The 19785-nt window shown below is 44.5% G+C and carries 16 protein-coding genes and 1 rRNA gene; 9 read left to right on the top strand and 8 right to left on the bottom strand.

Translation table 11 applies throughout. The annotated features are described in order from the left end of the window. A 5S ribosomal RNA gene (rrf, locus tag L0660_RS25270) occupies positions 1-106 on the top strand; the annotation flags it as partial. A gap of 453 nt (positions 107-559) precedes the next feature. Here rrf and dxs read toward each other — a convergent pair. The 4 genes from dxs to mutL form a co-directional block, all read right to left on the bottom strand. Continuing rightward, positions 560-2506, bottom strand: a complete 1947-nt coding sequence (dxs, locus tag L0660_RS25265) for a 1-deoxy-D-xylulose-5-phosphate synthase (protein WP_235161903.1) — start codon at positions 2504-2506, stop codon at positions 560-562. A 76-nt stretch (positions 2507-2582) separates the two neighbouring features. Next, on the bottom strand, positions 2583-3500 hold the full coding sequence (locus L0660_RS25260) for a rhomboid family intramembrane serine protease (protein ID WP_235161902.1): 918 nt from the start codon (positions 3498-3500) through the stop codon (positions 2583-2585). Between the two features lie 3 nt (positions 3501-3503). After that, on the bottom strand, positions 3504-4289 hold the full coding sequence (locus L0660_RS25255; protein ID WP_233794638.1) for a rhomboid family intramembrane serine protease: 786 nt from the start codon (positions 4287-4289) through the stop codon (positions 3504-3506). 55 nt (positions 4290-4344) lie between these two features. Next, positions 4345-6231 (bottom strand): DNA mismatch repair endonuclease MutL, encoded by a 1887-nt coding sequence (mutL, locus tag L0660_RS25250; RefSeq protein ID WP_235161901.1) that lies wholly within the window; start codon positions 6229-6231, stop codon positions 4345-4347. Between the two features lie 240 nt (positions 6232-6471). Between mutL and L0660_RS25245 the strand changes: the two genes are divergently transcribed. Then, positions 6472-6636 (top strand): hypothetical protein, encoded by a 165-nt coding sequence (locus tag L0660_RS25245; RefSeq protein ID WP_169720018.1) that lies wholly within the window; start codon positions 6472-6474, stop codon positions 6634-6636. A gap of 69 nt (positions 6637-6705) precedes the next feature. Here L0660_RS25245 and nagB read toward each other — a convergent pair whose 3' ends face one another. After that, positions 6706-8646 (bottom strand): glucosamine-6-phosphate deaminase, encoded by a 1941-nt coding sequence (gene nagB, locus L0660_RS25240; RefSeq protein WP_026629652.1) that lies wholly within the window; start codon positions 8644-8646, stop codon positions 6706-6708. 213 nt (positions 8647-8859) lie between these two features. Between nagB and glyA the strand changes: the two genes are divergently transcribed. The 5 genes from glyA to serS all read left to right on the top strand — a co-directional run bounded on the left by glyA (position 8860) and on the right by serS (position 14338). Then, positions 8860-10164, top strand: a complete 1305-nt coding sequence (gene glyA, locus L0660_RS25235; RefSeq protein ID WP_233794640.1) for a serine hydroxymethyltransferase — start codon at positions 8860-8862, stop codon at positions 10162-10164. Between the two features lie 133 nt (positions 10165-10297). Beyond that, on the top strand, positions 10298-10999 hold the full coding sequence (locus L0660_RS25230) for a tol-pal system YbgF family protein (RefSeq protein WP_026629650.1): 702 nt from the start codon (positions 10298-10300) through the stop codon (positions 10997-10999). Between the two features lie 104 nt (positions 11000-11103). Beyond that, a complete protein-coding gene (gene ribH, locus L0660_RS25225) occupies positions 11104-11610 on the top strand; it encodes a 6,7-dimethyl-8-ribityllumazine synthase (protein ID WP_235161900.1) in 507 nt (168 codons plus the stop codon). A gap of 75 nt (positions 11611-11685) precedes the next feature. After that, positions 11686-13044 (top strand): aspartate kinase, encoded by a 1359-nt coding sequence (locus L0660_RS25220; RefSeq protein WP_235161899.1) that lies wholly within the window; start codon positions 11686-11688, stop codon positions 13042-13044. 1 nt (position 13045) lies between these two features. Next, positions 13046-14338 (top strand): serine--tRNA ligase, encoded by a 1293-nt coding sequence (gene serS / locus L0660_RS25215; RefSeq protein WP_235161898.1) that lies wholly within the window; start codon positions 13046-13048, stop codon positions 14336-14338. A 69-nt stretch (positions 14339-14407) separates the two neighbouring features. Here the strand turns inward: serS and L0660_RS25210 are convergent, their stop codons facing one another. Next, the gene (locus tag L0660_RS25210; protein ID WP_235161897.1) at positions 14408-15667 is read right to left on the bottom strand and encodes a hypothetical protein; all 1260 of its coding nucleotides are present in this window, start codon (positions 15665-15667) and stop codon (positions 14408-14410) included. Further along, positions 15664-16932, bottom strand: a complete 1269-nt coding sequence (locus L0660_RS25205) for a hypothetical protein (protein WP_233794645.1) — start codon at positions 16930-16932, stop codon at positions 15664-15666. The genes L0660_RS25210 and L0660_RS25205 overlap by 4 nt, the downstream gene beginning before the upstream one ends. Positions 16933-17004: 72 nt before the next feature. Here L0660_RS25205 and L0660_RS25200 point away from each other — a divergent pair, with 72 nt between their 5' ends. Both L0660_RS25200 and L0660_RS25195 read left to right on the top strand, forming a co-directional pair. Further along, positions 17005-18144, top strand: coding sequence for an acyl-CoA dehydrogenase (locus tag L0660_RS25200; RefSeq protein WP_235161904.1), 1140 nt, complete (start codon positions 17005-17007; stop codon positions 18142-18144). A gap of 173 nt (positions 18145-18317) precedes the next feature. Further along, the gene (locus tag L0660_RS25195; RefSeq protein ID WP_026629643.1) at positions 18318-19247 is read left to right on the top strand and encodes an AraC family transcriptional regulator; all 930 of its coding nucleotides are present in this window, start codon (positions 18318-18320) and stop codon (positions 19245-19247) included. Between the two features lie 63 nt (positions 19248-19310). Here the strand turns inward: L0660_RS25195 and L0660_RS25190 are convergent, their stop codons facing one another. Beyond that, entirely contained in the window at positions 19311-19745 is a 435-nt protein-coding gene (locus tag L0660_RS25190) for a nuclear transport factor 2 family protein (RefSeq protein WP_235161896.1), read from the bottom strand. Between the last annotated feature and the right edge of the window lie 40 nt (positions 19746-19785).

The following is a 19785-nucleotide window of genomic DNA, read 5'->3' as shown; positions in this document are numbered from 1 at the left end:
GGCTATTGGCCTGGTGTTCACCTCTTCCCATCCCGAACAGAGAAGTTAAGCCCAGAACCGCCGATGATACTTGGATCAAACCTGGTAAAGTAGGTAGCCGCCACAATACCATTCAAAGACCATCTCAAAAGGATGGTCTTTTTTTGTGATCGAGGGAATCTGGAAATGAATGAGACCGTCTCAAAAGAACCGCCTTTTTTTTGATCGTTAAGGCACCTCCTATGATACCGCGCTGCGCAAACCTGGCCTGAGTGCATCCGTTCAAACCTGCGCGGTCCACGACCAGACAAAGTTGGCAGATCGCGTCATCAAAGGCGTGCAGCCAGGCCCCCACTATACCAATGACAGACTATTCTCATAAGTACAGGTTTTCAGTGCTTGGTAAGTCGTTTTTCTAGGGCTTGTTAAGTCGTGTAAATAGCAAGCGTACAACGCTGATTTTATATTCTACACAGCAATCGATGGAAAGACGCGCTGTTTTATCTTTCTGTTAGATAGTTAAAACAAAAATGGCTGCTTAGTTTCCCAGCAGCCACATTAAAAGATATTAAGTAAATCCCTAATTTAAAACAATAGTCTTAGCATTTGACCTGGCATTTAAAAACTCTTGAACTGTCTTGATGATGCCTTCTGAATCGACTCCACACTCGCGGTAAAGTTCATTTGGTTCGCCGTGCTCTACGATATTGTCTGGAATGCCCAATCGCTTTACAGTGGAAGAATATCCGTTGTCTGCCATGAATTCAATGATAGCGCTGCCAAATCCTCCTTGTAAGCAGCCATCTTCTAGTGTGATGATCCTGTCATAGGATTCGAATACTTCGTGCAGAAGACCCTCGTCTAATGGCTTTGTAAAACGCATATCATACAGTCCTGCCGAAATGCCGTGCAGTTCCAACCCTTCACAAGCTTTCAGTGCAAAGTTTCCAAGAGGCCCGAATGACAGAATCGCAATGTCTTCACCACTTCTCAGTTTTCTGCCCTTACCAATTTCAATTTCTTCAAACGGTGTTTTCCAGTTAGGCATTACGCCCGAACCACGGGGATATCTAATTGTGAATGCTTGCTTTCCTGACTGAAACGAGTCCAGCTGCGCCGTGTACATCAGATTTCTCAGCTCCTGCTCATTCATAGGCGAAGCAACAACCATGTTAGGGATGCAACGCATAAAGGCAATGTCATAAAGCCCATGATGGGTAGGGCCATCTGCGCCTACCAAGCCTGCTCTGTCGAGACAGAAGATCACAGGCAGTTCCTGAATGCAGACATCATGAATGACCTGATCATAGGCCCGTTGCATGAAGGTTGAATATATATTGCAATAAACAACTTCACCCCGCGTGGCCATCCCGGCAGAGAATGTTACAGCATGCTGTTCAGCGATGCCGACATCAAATGCTCTTTTAGGCATAACGTCCATCATAATGTTCAATGATGAACCGGATGGCATGGCTGGCGTTACACCAACAATCTTAGGATTTTGCTCCGCGAGCTCTACAATAGTGTTGCCAAAAACATCCTGATATTTTGGTGCTTGCGGCTGATCGTAAACCTTTATTTTGATTTCTCCTGTGATCTTATCAAAAATACCAGGGGAATGCCATTTCGTTTGATCTTTTTCAGCGGGCCCATAACCTTTACCTTTTACAGTAAGGCAGTGAAGCAACTTTGGTCCCGGAATGCTTTTTAAGTCTTTTAAAACCTCAGTAAGATGACTTATGTCATTGCCGTCAATAGGACCGAAATATCTTAGCCCTAGTGATTCGAAAAGATTGCTCTGACGAAGGATAGCAGTTTTCATCACCGTTTCCACTTTCGAAACGATCTCCTGAGCGCTCTTACCGAAATTGCTCATCTTACCGAGCATATTCCAAACCTCGTCCCTGAACTTATTATAGGTTTGAGAAGTGGTAATATCGGTAAGATACTCTTTCAACGCGCCGACATTTGGATCGATAGCCATGCAGTTATCATTCAAAATGATAAGCAGATTGGAATCTGTTGCTCCGGCATGGTTCATGCCTTCAAAGGCCATCCCCGCGGTCATCGCGCCGTCTCCTATAATGGCAATATGTTGTCTTTCGAAATTTTTCTCTAATGCGGATGCAACAGCCATTCCTAATGCCGACGAAATGGATGTAGAAGAATGTCCTACCCCAAACGCATCATAAATACTTTCGCTGCGTCTCGGAAAACCGGAAAGGCCTCCATATGTGCGGTTCGAATGGAAATTATCCCGCCTGCCAGTTAATATTTTATGACCATAAGCCTGGTGGCCCACATCCCAAACCAACTGATCATCCGGTGTATTGAACACATAATGAAGTGCAACACTTAACTCAACTACGCCCAGACTTGCACCAAAATGCCCGCCATAGACGGAAACGTTATCAATGATAAACTGACGTAATTCGTTACATACTTGTGGAAGCTGGGAACTGTCTAACTTTCGTAGGTCCTCAGGGGAATCAATCTTAGCTAATAACTTCCCAGGTTTTATAAGCATATTCAAGCTTTTGAAATCAAATTTTTGCGGAATAAATGCAGACAAAATTAAGCAAATAAGGACATTAAGTCCGACTTTATTTTTGCTGGCTTGCCTTGAACAGCTTTTGCTTTTCTTCTCTCGTCAAACTTTCATAGCCCGATTTTGAAATTTTATCCAGTATGGAATCAATTTCCGTTTGATCTGGCATTTCAATTGTTCCGGATGACGATGCTGAGGAGTAAACACTTGTGCTTCGGTAAACTTGTCTTTCGCGGTAAGTAACCTGCATAGAAGGACGTTTGCGGAATAATCTGGACCATACATTCATCACAGCATATAACGGCTTGCCAAGGTCTGTTCCGCTTTGTAATAATTTTATAAAAACATATCCTACAAAAGCACCCCCCAAATGCGCTAAATTCCCTCCGGCGTTAGGGCCAACAGTTTGCGCAAGAGAAAGGATAATGTAAAAAAGGGCAATAAATTTAATCCTGATCGGACCTAAGAATATAAGGTTGAAGGTGTAGTTGGGAAGTAAAGTAGAAGCACCTACTGCCACGGAAAATGCTGCTGCCGAAGCGCCAAGCATTCTCGATCCCTCTACGTGCGCCTGGAAGTAAGGTAATGCATTGTAAAGGACAATGTAAATCAGCCCGCCTGCTATCCCGCCAAGCATATACAGCGCTATAACACGCTTTGCACCCAAATACTCATCAATAAGCTTTCCAAACCAATAGAGGAACAGCATATTGAAGAGGATATGGAAAATATCATCGTGTGTGAAAAAATAAGTGATCAGCGTCCAGGGCCTGTACAAAAACTCATCGGTTGCTGCGGGAAGTTGCAGCGTATTAATCACCGCAGTGTAAACATTTGCGGATTGAGAAAGAGTCAGAATAATCTTTAATAGCAGCAAAGTCAGGAAGACCGCGACATTAACAAGGATTATCTTTACAAGTGCATTCTCTGATTTGGCAAACTCCCTCTTTACGTCATCAACAATATTGCTCATCTCTCAATAGAAATTTGTTCTTTGCGTATTCCAGTAACGCAATAATATATAGGCAAATAGCATTCCTCCGATGTGCGCAAAATGCGCGACATTGTCTGACTGAGCATTCTGAAATCCAGCGTATAATTCGTACAACCCGTAAAAAGCGACAAAATATTTAGCCTTAATCGGAAACGGAACAAAAAGGAGGAAAAGCTCAGTATTCGGAAACAATAAACCAAACGCCATTAGGATGCCGAAAATTGCTCCCGAAGCACCAACCAGCGGCGTATTGATCAAACTTTGATAATAACTATTTACGAACGCTACACTTTGTTGAATGTAGCCAGAATTTGTTGGATTTTCTTCAAACTTATTTAAAAAATCAAGGTTGGCTTCGTAAATTCTTTCAGCATGTTTACTCATAAAATCCACGAGTCCATCCGGCGTCGGATTTTGAGTAAATATTTCAACAGCCTGCCTAACCTGACTGTTTTCAAAATAATCAATCCCGGAGAACAGCATTCCTGCCCCTATGCCCGTAAAAAAGTAAAAGAACAAAAATTTCTTTGGCCCCCAGCCTCGCTCAAGCAATGGTCCGAACATAAATAACCCGAACATATTACTGAACAAATGCCCAAAGCTCCCATGCAAGAACATGTACGTTACAAACTGAAACGGCAGAAACGCAGGGGAAAACACAGACCGCAGCGCAAAGACATTGGTAAGATTAAAAATGTAGGAATCAACTACGAAAAAGAGAATATTGAGAATAAGTAAATTCTTGACAGTAGGGGTTATGGATAACATATTTTGTGTTTAATCAAGATTTATTCAATAACTGATGACCCTATATTTTTGTTCGTCAGGCTTTAAATATACTGGTAAGTTTATCCATTGTGAGCAACACGATGATTGCTTCTCCGCTGGGCGTTCTGTTGGGGTCTGTGGATGCAAAAAGCTGGTCAATTAAAGTGTGGATTTCTACAAACGAAAGTTTTACTGCATAACGAACAGAAAAGCGTCTGGCCAGTGAGCGCGAAAGGCTTTCGGGTTTATTCAGTTTAAGGTCGGAATAGCTTTGTTTTAGTTGCTCGATAAGCTCTTCAAAAAGATCTTGCTCACTCTCTTCCGGTAAATCCGCCGGAATTCCCCGAATGATCAGTTCATTGGATCCAAACTCATCAAATTCAAAACCCAGGCTTCTTATCTCCTTTTTCGTCTCATTCACAAGCTGCATATCCGAATGTGTCAGCCTGATCGTTTTCGGAAAAAGCAACTGTTGACACGCTCCATTCCGGTTTGTAAGCATCTTACGATATCGTTCGTAGAGGATCCTCTCATAAGCCGCCTTCTGGTCGATGAGCATAATGCCGTCTTTAACCTGTGAAAGAATGTATCTGTTATGAAGCTGAAAAAGCACCGCATCGCTTTCCGGCGCAGAAATAACCTCCGAGGCCATTCTGTTGATCTTGCTGGCAATGGTTTTTGGCTGCTCCTGGAATGATGGTCTCGAAACTGTGCTTGCATTGGTTTCAAATGCAGCCAGCTCACGGTTACGGTCTTCGGTATTCTGTAATCCTTCGAAGAGTTTATTCCAATTAGTAAGGTTCGATCTGGACTGTCCGCTTTCGCCTTTTTTAGATTGCGCTGCCCAGTCAGGCATTACTGTTCTTGGAATTAAATTATGGTTTTGATCTGATGATGTTGGGTTCAGAAAATTAATGTTATCATCAAAATCAATGGATTGAGATAAATTATAAACGCCCACAGCTTTCTTCACGGCGGCCATTACAATGGCATACACCGACTTTTCATCATCAAATTTGATCTCCGTTTTCGTCGGATGAATGTTTATATCAATGTGTGAAGGATCAATTTCAATGAAGAGGACGTAAAATGGATGGCTCCCTTCTGGTATAGTGCCGTCAAATGCACTGATAACCGCATGGTGCATGTAACTATGCTTCACATAGCGGTCATTTACAAAAAAGAACTGCTCGCCGCGTGTTTTTCTGGCAAATTCAGGCTTGCCAATGTATCCCCGAACGCTGATATAGGACGTATCTTCCTGACAAAAAGCAAGTTGCTCGCGATAACTCTTTCCGTAAATGTCAACAATTCTCTTAACCAGCTTGCCCGATTGCAGGTTGAAAACCTCCGTATCATTATGATGTAATGTAAAGGCAACCTGCGGGTGTGCGAGCGCAACGCGCTGAAATTCATCCAGGACATGACGCATTTCAACCGAATTGGATTTCAGGAAATTGCGTCGTGCAGGAACATTGAAAAACAGGTTCTTAACCGAAAGAATGGTGCCTTTCAGGCAAGCAACTGCTTCCTGCGCCTTAATCTCCGAGCCGTCGATCCGGATCATTGTGCCCAGCTCATCAAATTCCTGACGTGTCCTGAGCTCGACCTGTGCAATAGCGGCAATGGAAGCAAGCGCCTCGCCCCGGAAGCCCATTGTTCGGATCCTGAACAAATCTTCCGACTGCCGTATCTTCGAAGTAGCATGCCGCTCAAAGCTCATACGGGCATCTGTTTCAGACATTCCGGAGCCGTCGTCGATGATCTGGATCAATGTTCTGCCAGCTTCTTTCAAAATAACCTGTACATGGCTCGCCTTCGCATCAATTGCATTTTCCATAAGCTCCTTCACCACCGATGCAGGTCGCTGAACAACCTCGCCGGCGGCAATTTGATTGGCTATGGAATCTGGTAATAATTGTATGATGTCGGAAGACGGCATGTCGGAATTTTGATTTATTTAACTATAACAAATAAACAAAAATTTTTTAAGAGCGGGTTCAATTTCGGCGGGTAGCAACCTTGTAGCACTTGCTTTTAGTAGAATCTACAATAGAATAATTACATTGTTTATAAAAATTTTCTACATTTTTCGAACGTTTTTGGAGAATTACTTTGTTGGCAATAAATAAAAACGCTAACTTGGGATATCAAACTCCTATGTTAATAACCTGAACCTGATATGAAAACGCCAATCTCAAAACGATTTAACTTTACGATGGCATTGCAGTGGCTCATATTTTTGCCAATTATTCTGCCGCTCTGCATAATCTTCGGCGCCATCGAAGGCGTTGTCAAAATGGTCGAAAAAATGGCCCAGCGAATGTGGATGGATATGGAATTATAAATGCAAAAAGATATATAAAGTAAAAGCCCGGTGTTCTCACATCGGGCTTTTACTTTATATATTTAAATCTTAGAATTTCCACCTCACAAAAGCTTCCATCGCCTCGTATTCCGCTAAGCCAAGCTCATCATACAAGTGCGCAGTAGCGCGGTTACGCTCTTCCGCCCGCTGCCAGAATTCCCTCGAATCTTCGCCCTGGAACACAACGCCGTCTTTTTGCGACTGGTGTTTGAAAATCCCCTGACGTTTTTTCAAAACCTGATCCGGGCTCATTGGAACAGCCATTTCGATTTCATAAATGTCCCATTCAGCCCATGCGCCGCGGTACAACCATACCCAGCAGTCCTTCATGAAGTTTTTATGTTTCGAGCGCTGTAATGCAGCTTCAATAGCGTCCCAGCACACTTTATGCGTTCCGTGCGGATCGGCGAAGTCACCGGCTGCATAAATTTGATGCGGTTTAATTTCTTCGATCAGGTTTTCAATGATCTTAATGTCCTCTTCACCGATCGGTTTTTTCTGAACGGTCCCTGTTTCGTAAAAAGGCATGTTGAGGAAGTGCGCCTGGCTTGTAGGGATGCCGACAAAACGGCAAGTTGCCTTGGCTTCACCCTGGCGAAGCAAGCCTTTCACCTTCCTGATCTCAGGCGTGTCAATTTCGCTGTCTTTTGTATGTTTCAAAAACTCCTTCGCATCCAGGAACATCTGATTCGCTTGCGGGCTGTCGATTCCGAATCCTTTATTGAAATCAACTACGAAATCGATAAATCGCAATGCTTCATCATCGGCAACGGCAATGTTACCGGAAGTTTGGTAAGCCACATGCACCTCATGTCCCTGATCCACCAATCGCTGGAATGTTCCACCCATGGAAATAATGTCGTCATCCGGGTGCGGACTGAAAATCAACACGCGTTTTTTAGATGGCTGCGCTCTTTCAGGACGGTGCGTGTCGTCTGCATTTGGCTTACCACCCGGCCATCCGGTAATAGTATGTTGTAATTGATTAAATACATTGATATTGATCTCATAGCCGGAACCATATTGCGCCAGCAAATCGCTCATACCATTATCATTGTAATCTTTATCTGTCAGTTTAAGAATCGGCTTGTTCAGCGAGCTCGACAAATGCGTGATCGCCTTTTTGATCATTTTATTATCCCAAACCACCGAATCAACTGCCCAAGGCGTTTTAATGCGGGTAAGTTCAGAAGCAGCACTTTCATCCACAACGAAAGAAACGTCCGGATGCGCTTGCAAATAGGAAGCAGGATTTAGCTCTGTAACAGGTCCTTCCACCGCTCCGCGGATCACCGAAGCTTTTCTTTCACCCCAGGCCAGCAGCACAATACGGCGCGCATTCAAAATCGGCGCAACACCCAATGTGATCGCTTTACGGGGAACATTATGTAGCCCGCCAAATTCCATCCCGGCCGCCACACGCGTAGAATGATCGAGTGTGATCAGCCTTGTACGTGAATTAATCAGCGATCCTGGTTCGTTGAAACCAATGTGACCATTTCCCCCGATCCCCAAAAGCTGGAAATCCAGGCCGCCTACGGCATTTATTTTATTTTCATAAGATGTGCAGTAATCACGTAGCAATGCAGGAGGAACGGTGCCGTCCGGAAGGAAATAGTTTTCTTTCGGAATATCGACATGATCAAACAGTTGCTCTTTCATGAACCGGTGGTAACTGTAAATCGATTCCGGTTCCATTTGGTAATATTCATCCAGGTTGAATGATATTACATTTTTAAAACTCAAACCCTCTTCCCGGTGCATGCGCACGAGAATTGCATAAACCGTTTTCGGTGATGATCCAGTCGCTAAGCCCAAAACACATTTCTTACCCTCTTTCTGCTTCTGGCGGATCAAGTCTGCAATTTCCTTTGCCACTGCATTGGAAGCCTCTTTGGAATCGGCGAAAATTTGAGTCGGTATTTTTTCGTAGGTGATTGGCTGTCCGATCGTTCCGGGTGTTCCCTTGCCGTTGTTGGAAGCTTGCATCAAAATTGTTTGTGAATTCACCGATTGCTGGCTCATATTATGCTTGAATTTATTTATAAGAGTTTATGAATAGACAGGGTAGGAAATGGAGAGCAAAAATACAACTCAAAACGAATATTATTAAAATAATTTAAAAAATAAACGCATCCAGAAATATTCTTATTTTTGCACCCAAATCTACGAAATCATCACACCATTTTCCCAATACAACCCATGTCTACACTCACAAGCGTTGAACGTGACACCACCATTTTTGATCTTATTAATAGAGAAAAACATCGTCAGGAATCTGGCATCGAGCTCATCGCCTCTGAGAACTTCACGTCCAGACAGGTTATGGAAGCAGCTGGAAGCGTGTTGACAAACAAATATGCAGAAGGATTGCCAGGTAAGCGTTACTATGGTGGCTGTGAGGTTGTAGATGAGATAGAACAAATTGCAATTGACCGTTTGAAGGAGCTTTTTGGAGCAACCTGGGCGAACGTTCAGCCGCATTCAGGCGCACAGGCGAATACAGCTGTGTTTCTTGCATGCCTGAATCCCGGCGATAAAATCATGGGTTTTAACCTTTCGCATGGTGGTCACCTGACACACGGCTCGCCGGTTAATATTTCGGGTAAATATTTTCAGCCTATATTTTACGGTGTAGAAGCCGAAACAGGATTGATAGATTGGGATAAAGTCGAGGAAACGGCTGTAAGAGAGCGTCCAAAACTTTTGATCTGCGGAGCTTCCGCATATAGCCGCGACTGGGATTACGCACGTTTGCGCTCGATCGCAGATCAGATAGGTGCATTGTTGATGGCGGATATTGCTCACCCTGCCGGCTTGATCGCCAAAGGGTTATTGAATGATCCGTTTGATCATTGCCACATTGTAACAACCACAACGCACAAAACACTTCGCGGCCCTCGCGGCGGTGTGATCATGATGCGTAATGATTTTGAAAACCCATTTGGTATCAAAACGCCAAAAGGCCAGCTGCGCACAATGTCTTCGCTTTTGGATTCCGGTGTATTTCCTGGAACACAGGGCGGACCTTTGGAGCATATCATTGCTGCTAAGGCGATTGCATTCGGTGAAGCATTGAGCGAAGGTTACTATAACTACGCAGTTCAGGTGAAAAAGAATGCGCAGGCAATGGCCAAAGCATTTGTAGATAAAGGTTACGGCATTATCTCCGGCGGAACAGATAACCATTTGATGCTGATCGACCTTCGGACGAAAAATGGTCAGAACCCAGGCTTAACAGGTAAACTGGCAGAAAATACATTGATCAAGGCAGACATTACCATTAATAAGAACATGGTGCCTTTTGACGACAAATCACCGATGATCACATCCGGGATCCGCGTTGGAACTGCTGCGGTAACTACGCGTGGAATGGTCGAAACTGATATGGAACGCATTGTGGATTTCATTGATACTGTGCTTGTTAATCACGATCAGGATGCCAAGATCGCAGCCGTGAAAGGTGAGATCAATAACTGGATGAAACAATTTCCTTTGTATATCTGATATTTAGCTTTTCAAATAGCGACAGCGCATCGGTTATCCGGTGTGCTGTTTTTTTTGTTTATTCCGATGTTTTTTAGCAATAAAATTTCGTTTAGTTTTCATAACTTTGCACTCCAAAATCGAATTAATTGATATGAGCAAGAAAAACACGGACGAATCCGGGCTTGAAATTATTGAAACTCCGGAAGCATTAGCTGGCCAGATCAATAAAGCGGAGGTTTTTTTTATTAAAAATCGCAAGATAGTTTTAGGGATAGCAGGGGCGGTTGTGCTAGCAGTTGTCGCTTTTGCCGGATATCGTTTTTACATCGATGGTCAGGAAGGCACGGCCCAGGATGCACTTGCAAATGTCGTTTACGATTTTGAAGCTGACTCATTACAAAAAGCATTAAACGGAAGCGGTGGCAATGAAGGACTTTTGTCTATCGCTGATTCTTATAAAGGAACTGATGCTAGTAACCTGGCCAATTTCTACGCCGGAGTGGCATTATTGAAGCAAGGAAAATATGATGATGCGATCAAGCATCTTCAATCATTCAGCTCATCTGATCTTTTGGTCCACGCGCGTGCACAATCTTTGATCGGCGACGCATATCTTGAAAAAAATCAACCTGCTGAGGCTATTTCTTTTTACAAAAAGGCTGCGGACTATGAGAAAAACGAATATTTCACGCCGGTTTATTTAATGAAATTAGCTATCGCACAAGAAAAAGCAAACCAGCCTGCTGACGCGGTGTCCACATATAAACGTGTTATCGACGAGTTTCCTCTTTCCTCGGAAGTGGTAAACGCGAAGAAATACATGGGAGTATTAGAGGGACAGGTCGGCAAATAATGGTTAACCATTACTGTTTCTGAAAAGGATAAAGCCGACAAAGGTTTTATCCTTTTTTTATTTGCCCAATCAATCATTTACATCCAATAATCCGCTGATTCATTATGTCGAGTGCTGATAAGAATTTAAGTGTTTTCAAAACGGAAGGCCTGCCTGACATTAGCTCAAAAAAGTTTGGAATTCTCGTTGCCGAATGGAATACCGAGGTGACCGAGAAGCTTTTTGAAGGAGCTTACCAAACATTGATCAATAACGGAGCTTCTCCGGAGAACATTGAAAGAGGCAATGTGCCGGGCAGCTTTGAACTCACATTAGGTGCACAATGGTTCGCAGAACGCAGGGACATTGACGCGGTGATCGCGCTAGGCGTAGTGATCCAGGGTGAAACCAAGCACAACGATTATATTAATCACGCTGTGGCACAAGGAATTACCAATGTAAGTCTGAAATCCGGCAAGCCCGTTATCTTCGGAGTCCTAACGCCCAACAATATGGAACAAGCCCTGGACCGCGCAGGCGGCGTCCACGGAAACAAAGGCGACGAAGCCGCAATTACAGCGATTAAAATGCTGGGCTTATACAATCAGATCGCCACGGCGGGCGCTTACTAAGGGATTATAGATCGTTAGATCATTAAGTTTTTAAATCATTCAGTCATCACTCATTCTCTCATTCAATCATTAAATATGCAAGTCTGGAAATTTGGCGGGACTTCGGTAGGAAAGCCGGAACGCATGCATTCAATCCGCGAACTTCTTAACAGCGATCCAAATCGTAAAATCGTTGTTTTGTCCGCATTATCGGGTTCTACCAATGCGCTTATCGCCATCGGTGAGGCTGCAAAAGCTTATGATGATGCCAAGGCAAATTCGCTTATGGATGATTTGAAAGCACATTACCAGCTTTTTATCAAAGAGTTGTACGCCACAGAGCAGGGTTTGGAAGAGGGAACGAACATTGTGGAGACGGAATTCGGCTTTATCAAGTCGCTCATCGGCATCAAGCCTTTCACGATTAAGCAGGAAAAGGAACTGGTTGCAGAAGGCGAAATCCTGAGCACCAAAATGTTCCAGGCTTATTTGGAAGAAAAAGGAGAAAACTCAGTATTGCTGCCGGCGCTCGATTTTATGCGCATCGATGCAGACGGCGAGCCGGAACTAGCAACTATTGAAGATAAGTTGGTAACGATTTTAAATCAATATACAGACAAGCAGACCATCATTACCCAAGGTTTCATTTGCCGGAACCCGCGAGAAGAGGTTGATAACCTGAAAAGGGGAGGCTCTGATTACACAGCTTCTCTTATTGGTGGCGCGATCCGTGCCGATGAAATCCAGATCTGGACCGACATTGACGGAATGCATAATAATGATCCGCGCATTGTAAAAAGAACTTTCCCGATTCGCGAGCTGACATTTGAAGAAGCGGCAGAACTGGCTTATTTCGGAGCGAAAATTTTACACCCAAGCACGATCACACCAGCGAAGCTTCGTGGTGTTCCGGTTAGGTTGAAAAACACCATGCAGCCCGAAGCGCCCGGCACATTAATCGCGAACCAGACTTCGGACCGCGACATTAAGGCAATTGCGGCAAAAGATAACATTACCGCGATTTACATCCATTCAACCCGTATGCTGAACGCCTACGGCTTCCTTCGTAGGGTGTTTGAGATTTTTGAAAAATACAAAACACCTGTCGATATGATCACCACTTCCGAAGTCTCGGTTTCGGTGACGATCGACAATTCTGAAAATCTGGAACAGATCACTGCAGAGCTCCGGGAATTTGCTGATTTGGAGGAGCATGATCGCGATCAGAATATCATTTGTATTGTAGGAAATTTCAGTGCAGATAAAGAAGGAATTGCTTTAAAAGTGCTGGATGCGATGAAAAACATTCCTATACGAATGATTTCGTATGGTGCATCAGAACATAACTTATCGCTGCTCATCCATTCCAAATACAAGGCAGAAGCATTGAATGTGCTTAATGAGCGACTGTTTTACTACGAAGATGCAATGAAGGACATTTTTACAGCACCCTGATATGTTACAAACGAATTTCATCCGCGAAAACCGTGACTTCACAATCGCCGGATTAACAAAAAAGCATTTCAAAGACGCAGCAGAAGCTGTGGACCTGATTATAGAATTGGATAAAAAGCGCAGAGGTCTACAGCAGGACCTGGACGAGACATTGGCCCAGTCCAATGCAAAAGCCAAGGAAATCGGTGGACTCATGAAAGCCGGAGCAACAGCCGAAGCGGAAGCTGCAAAAGCTGAAACTGCAGTATTGAAAGAGCGTTCCAGGTCATTGGACGAATCGCATAAGGAAGTTGAGGCCAGGTTGCTTCAAGAGCTCGTTAAGCTGCCTAATTTGCCGCATGAGAGCGTGCCGGAAGGAAGAACGGCCGAAGACAATGTGAATGTGCTTGAAGCAGGTGAAAAGCCCGTTTTGCCACAAGGCGCATTGCCCCATTGGGAGCTGATTGAAAAGCTTGGAAAAAACCAGGCGCCGATTATTGATTTTAAATTAGGAAACAAAATTTCAGGTGCCGGATTTCCAGTTTATAAAGGAAAAGCAGCCAGGCTCCAAAGAGCAATGATCGCTTTTTTCCTGGACGAAGCCGGAAAGGCGGGTTACACAGAAGTGCAGCCGCCAATTGTAGTCAATGCAGATTCGGGTTTTGCTACGGGCCAGTTGCCGGATAAGGAAGGCCAGATGTATCACGATGCGCAGGACGACCTTTACCTGATTCCAACAGCAGAAGTGCCGGTTACCAACCTGTATCGCGACGTGATCGTTGCGGAAAACGAGCTTCCGGTGAAGAATGTTGCTTATACACCCTGTTTCCGCAGGGAAGCGGGCAGTTGGGGCGCACACGTGCGGGGCTTGAACCGTTTGCACCAGTTTGATAAAGTCGAAATTGTGCAGATTAATAAGCCAGAAGACTCTTATAAAGCACTGGATGAAATGGTGGAGCATGTGAAAGGTCTTTTGACCAAGCTGGAATTGCCTTACCGCATTCTGCGGCTTTGCGGAGGGGATATGGGCTTTACATCGGCTCTTACGTACGACTTTGAAGTCTGGTCCGCCGGGCAGGAGCGCTGGCTGGAATGCAGTTCTGTTTCCAATTTCGAAACTTACCAGGCCAACCGGTTGAAATTGAGATATAAAACTGCCGACAAGAAAACGCAGCTGCTGCACACATTAAACGGCTCTGCACTCGCATTGCCGCGCATTGTAGCCGCATTGCTGGAAAACAATCAGCAAGCCGACGGAACAGTTAAAATCCCCGCCGCGCTGGTACCCTATTGCGGTTTTGATACGATAGAATAGCATTACTATTCTTTCCAATGCAAAAAGCCTTCGTTCATAGTGAAGGCTTTTTTGTAATGTATAAGAAGCTTATGATTTTGAATGATACAATGCCGCCTCTCTCTTGGGGAATGCTAGCCATATAAAATAACCTGTCAGCAACACAATGCAAACCTGCATAGCGTAATCGACAAACAGTTCCAACGACGCAAATGTATCAAACGGCGTCATATAGCAAGGCATACCAAGCCGCCACCAATACGAAGGATGCACCACGCACAGCACATTGAAAATGAGCAATAATGTAACCTGCATCGGGCTTTTCCAATCAATTACATAAAAAACCAGCGGGATCAGAAACAGGAAAATGTAGTTGCTGTAAGCGCTTTGCTGGACGATCATCATGGTTGCATAAAGCACAATCCAGACGCGGGATAACATGACCCGAAAATCAGCTTTTTGAAGCCTTAATGCTGCCAGACAAGCCAATCCAACCGAAATCACAAGCCCGATCCAGTTCCAGAACTTCTCGCCGACACCAATGTGATTGAAAAACCAGGGGTTAATGATGGCCGGAATGTTTGGCGCCCGCAAGGTTTTGGCTTCGTCCAGCGGTTGGGTAAACTCCCAGCCCACCAGCGGATAAAGAATAGCAAGCGAAATCACGCCCACAATGGCCATAGGAATAACCAGCCTTAATTTATGTTTTTCCAAAATAAACAACGGCACCAGAATGAGCACAAAAATGGCCTTCGTCATCAGCAATCCCAATGCTAAGACCAATGCATACCATTCAACCCGCAATGTCCGCTCGCGCACGAGATAAGCCAGGATCACAAACAGCCACATCCAAACATCTTCCTGAGCACCGATAATGCAAAGCACCAGCCCGCCCGGTAAAAGATAATAAAGCAGCGATTTAAAAAGGAAAATGCCGCGCGACTGAAACGGACGGAAAAAATGGTAAGAAGCCCACAACGCAACGCCATCCATGATCGCCATGGTTAACACAATCATTTTGGGATGATACCAGATTTTCAGGAACACGCCCAAAAAGTAGGGATAAAGAGGCGAGTAGGGCGACCAGAAATCGCGGTAAACGATTTGCCCTAATGATGCTTTGCTGCCTTCGTCCCAAAAGCCATTAACGTCGGAAGTAGGTTCGAGGCCGGCGATAAGATAGATTAATATGAAAGGTGCAAGCCGGAAAAGAGCCCAGCCAGCGGCTAACATTACATTAACAGACTTATTTTCCAGCCATTTTGTAAGCGCATCCTTTTTGAAAAGAACAATCCCAACCAGTAAGATACAAATCAGGCTAATGCCTAGTTTTGCCAGGACGATGCTCATGCAGTTGTCAGTTTTTCAGAAACCACTTTGCGGTAAGTTTCTCGCAGGATCCAGAAAAAGCACAGCACATTGAGGATTTGCAGGCAATATTCGAATAAGTAGGAAATGTTGCTGAACATGCCCAGAGACGTGTAGGCAGGCTGTTTAATATAAACCCAAACAAACGGCTGAACCACCGTAAGCCAGTTCACTGCCAATAAAACCACGACGTGGAATGTTTTCCGGACATCAATGATCTCAAAAAGAACGGCCATTAAGTACGCGATCAGATAAGCACCCATGGCACTTGCCTGGAAAATCATCATACACACAAAACAGGCAATGAAAATGCCGGGTAGCACTTCATTAATATGCCGATGCCGCGCTTTATAAGCCATAAATGCAGGAACGAAAACCGTGAACAATAACCCGATCCAGTTGATCATAGTTGATTTTTTCTCGTCAACCGTATAAAACAGCTCAACAAATGGTCTTGTTATTGAAAATAGATTAGGCGTCATTAGCTGCTCCGTATGCTGAATAGGCATTAAAAACAGATCACCGATCTGCCAGTAAAGAAATCCAACGGCCGGCAGCCCAACCGCCGCCATTACCAAAAGCATTTTGATTGGTTTTTTGACTACCAGCAAAAGTGCAGGCAATAAGAAAATAAAGGTTACCTTGATCGTCAGTAGCGCCAAAGCATACAGCAGCCCGATGCCGACTTCGTAATTAACGGGTTTTTTAATGGTAAAGCGCCAAATAATCAATGCAGCGCCCCAAAACCAAACCTCTTCCTGTCCATCCACGAGAATGTACATAAACCCGGCAGGAAGCATATAATAAATGACAGCCAGTTGTAAAGCATTGTTAATCCGGCTTTTATAGGTGCTGTAAGTAAGCCAGAGTATAAAGCTTTCCATAAGGACCATAAACAGCACAATGGCACGGGAATTATGCCAGATCCAAACCGGTATGCTTATAATGTAAGCATACAGCGGCGCATGGTAAGACCAGAAATCGCGATACACGAAGCCGCCTGCCTTTGCAGCTTCCGCTTTGTAAAAAAAGAAAGGAATGTCGCCTCTCGGATCTTCATTAACGATCAGGAAAATGCCTATCCAGGGAATGAGTCTAAGCAAAACAAAAGCAATCCCTAAAACCACTTTTTCGTTCTCTTTTTGCCATTTAGCGAAGAGCCCCGACTTGCTGATCGTCCAGATTATTCCAAACGTGAGCAGAAGGTTAAGAAGGAGTTTTGTATAAAAAACGGTAAGAACAGGCATTTTTTGCAGCAAAATTTGAGCAAACTTAACATAAATAATCACGTCATGCCATATCATGCACAGTTATTTGGAATGGATTTCAACCTCAGTGAAGAGCATGTCGCCGTTCAGGAAGCAGCCCGCGATTTCGCTGTAAATCATTTATTCCCCGGCGTCATTGAGCGGGATGATGAGCAAAAATTTGACAAAGTTCTCCTCCGGCAAATGGGCGAGCTGGGGTTTCTGGGCATGATGGTTTCGCCGGAATATGGCGGCGGAGGCATGGACACGCTTTCCTATGTGATCGCTATGGAGGAAATTTCCAAGGTGGATGCGTCCGCAGGCGTGATTATGTCGGTCAACAATTCGCTGGTTTGTTGGGGACTGCAAATGTTCGGATCGCCTGAACAGAAAGCGAAATATCTCACCAAGCTTGCTACGGGAGAAATGATCGGTGCATTCTGCTTGTCGGAGCCGGAAGCGGGATCCGATGCCACTTCCCAGCACACGACTGCCGTGGATATGGGCGAGTATTATTTATTGAACGGCACTAAAAACTGGATCACGAGCGGCGCCACTTCCGACATTTGCCTCGTTATGGCGCAAACCGATCCTGAAAAGGGGCATAAGGGAATCAATGTGCTGATTGTAGAGAAAGGACTGGAAGGTTTTGTGGTTGGTAAAAAAGAAAACAAGATGGGCATCAGGGCATCCGACACCACTTCGTTGCTTTTTACAGACGTGAAAGTGCCTAAGGAAAACAGAATTGGAGAGGATGGGTTCGGCTTCAAGTTTGCGATGAGCACATTGAATGGTGGCCGGATCGGCATTGCGGCGCAGGCACTTGGCATTGCGGCGGGCGCGTTTGAGTTATCCCTTCAATATTCCAAACAAAGAAAGACTTTCGGCAAACCGATCAGCGAGCACCAAGCCATTCAATTCAAATTGTCGGAAATGGCGACGAGGCTCGAAGCAGCACGCTTACTTGTTTATAAAGCAGCCCGGCTCAAAGACGAAGGCAAAGATTACATTCAAGCTTCGGCAATGGCGAAACTATATGCCTCTGAAACCGCCATGTGGCTGACTACGGAAGCGGTCCAGATTCATGGCGGTTATGGTTATGTGAAAGAATATCATGTTGAGCGCCTGATGCGCGACGCAAAAATCACCCAGATTTATGAGGGTACCTCTGAAATCCAAAAACTTATAATCGCCCGTGAGCTCCTGAAATAATTTGATTTAGGGCATCCTGGCCGATTTATTCGAAATCTTGGATTTAAATGATACAGAAATATCACTTTTTTTTAGTTTTTTGTCAATATATACTTGTATTAGTTTTGTACAATTTATTAGATTTGTACAAAATTTGAAACAACGGTCAAAAGGGCCCTTAATTATAAACAAGTATGGAAGACTATAATAAGATTATTGAGTCGCTGGGGGTAAAGTTTGTGAAAGCGCGTCACATCAGAATTTTGCAACCGATAACCATCAAAAACTTTTACGACGTCCAGAATTCGTTAACAATTTTATACGACGGGGAGGTTTCTTTTGGTTCTGAGGAGTCGCAAAGAGTTGAGGAGGGCGATATGCTTTTCATTCCGGGTGGTAAGCATGCCACGGTGACATATGGCAATGGGCAAACTGCCAAGACCGTTTCGAATGAGGAGTTCATGACCAACCGTGATAATTACATTGAGGCGGGCCACGATCCGGCATTGATCGGAAAATTGCCTAACTCATTTGGTTTGATATCTTTTGAAGCCAAGGTTTTTGATACAGTAAACTTTTTCACTTCTCTGGACGTTCCGCCGTTTTTGATCAAAAGAGACGATCAGATCGCGATCACAATTAACCAGATCCTGACAGAAGATATGCTTGATACACCGGGAAAAGGCCGTATCATCAAAATCAAGACGGAAGAGGTTGTGATCGAGATCATTCGCTACATCTTGAAAAACAAATTGTTTGTTGAGCAACTTGTAACAAACAGCACGTATTTCAAAGATCCTCGTTTGATCGACATTTTCGCTTACATCAAGGATAATCTGGGTGGCGATCTTTCTAATAAGGTTTTGGCTAATGTTGCGAACGTGTCCGAAGATTACGTAGGACAATATTTCAAAATGCTTACCGGAATTAACCCACAGGATTATATCGAATATCAGCGCATGGAAAAAGCCGTTGATTTGCTGCGTACATCCAAGAAAAGCATTCGCGCGATCGGCTCGGATGTGGGTTACAAAGACACCGCTTATTTCTGTCGTCGCTTTAAAATGATGTTCGGGATTCCAGCCGGCAAAATGCGCCGCCGTGAATCATTGATGAACGTATAGTAATCAGAGATTTGATAAAATGAGAAAGAGAACCACACCGGTTCTCTTTTTTGTTTCTATTAGTCACTGAACCGGCGTAAACTGCACAGCAACCACTTTCCAGCGCCCGCCGGACTTCACACAAACCGACATATAGGAAAGCGTTCCCTGGAACCCATTGTTTTCAATGCGTGCGCGCACATCCCACATTCCGTTTACTAGCGTTACATCCCCGTATGAACGCGTGCGTGCACCGGAAAGCATGCCCGACTCCACGACGATCATGCCTTGGGAAACCGCCTGCACCAATGCGCGGCCTTCAATGGGCTGTCCCTGCAAACCCACCACGCTGAAATCGTTTGAGACGAGGCTTTCCAACGCCTTGGCGTCTTCGTCCAGCAATGCCTGGAAAAACAGGTTGGAGCAGTCCATTCCGTCCCGGGGCTGCACAGGGGTCGTCTGGGCTTGTGATAGGAAGGAAAAAGCGAATCCCAGGATGATGAATGCAAATGTTTTCATGCAGCGACGTGTATGGTGTATCGCTAAAAGTATCAAAACA

This window comes from Dyadobacter sp. CY351, from assembly GCF_021502625.1.
Lineage (GTDB): Bacteria > Bacteroidota > Bacteroidia > Cytophagales > Spirosomataceae > Dyadobacter > Dyadobacter chenhuakuii.
The sequence above is the reverse complement of the archived record's forward strand: the minus strand, read 5'-3'. Positions and strand labels throughout refer to the sequence as shown.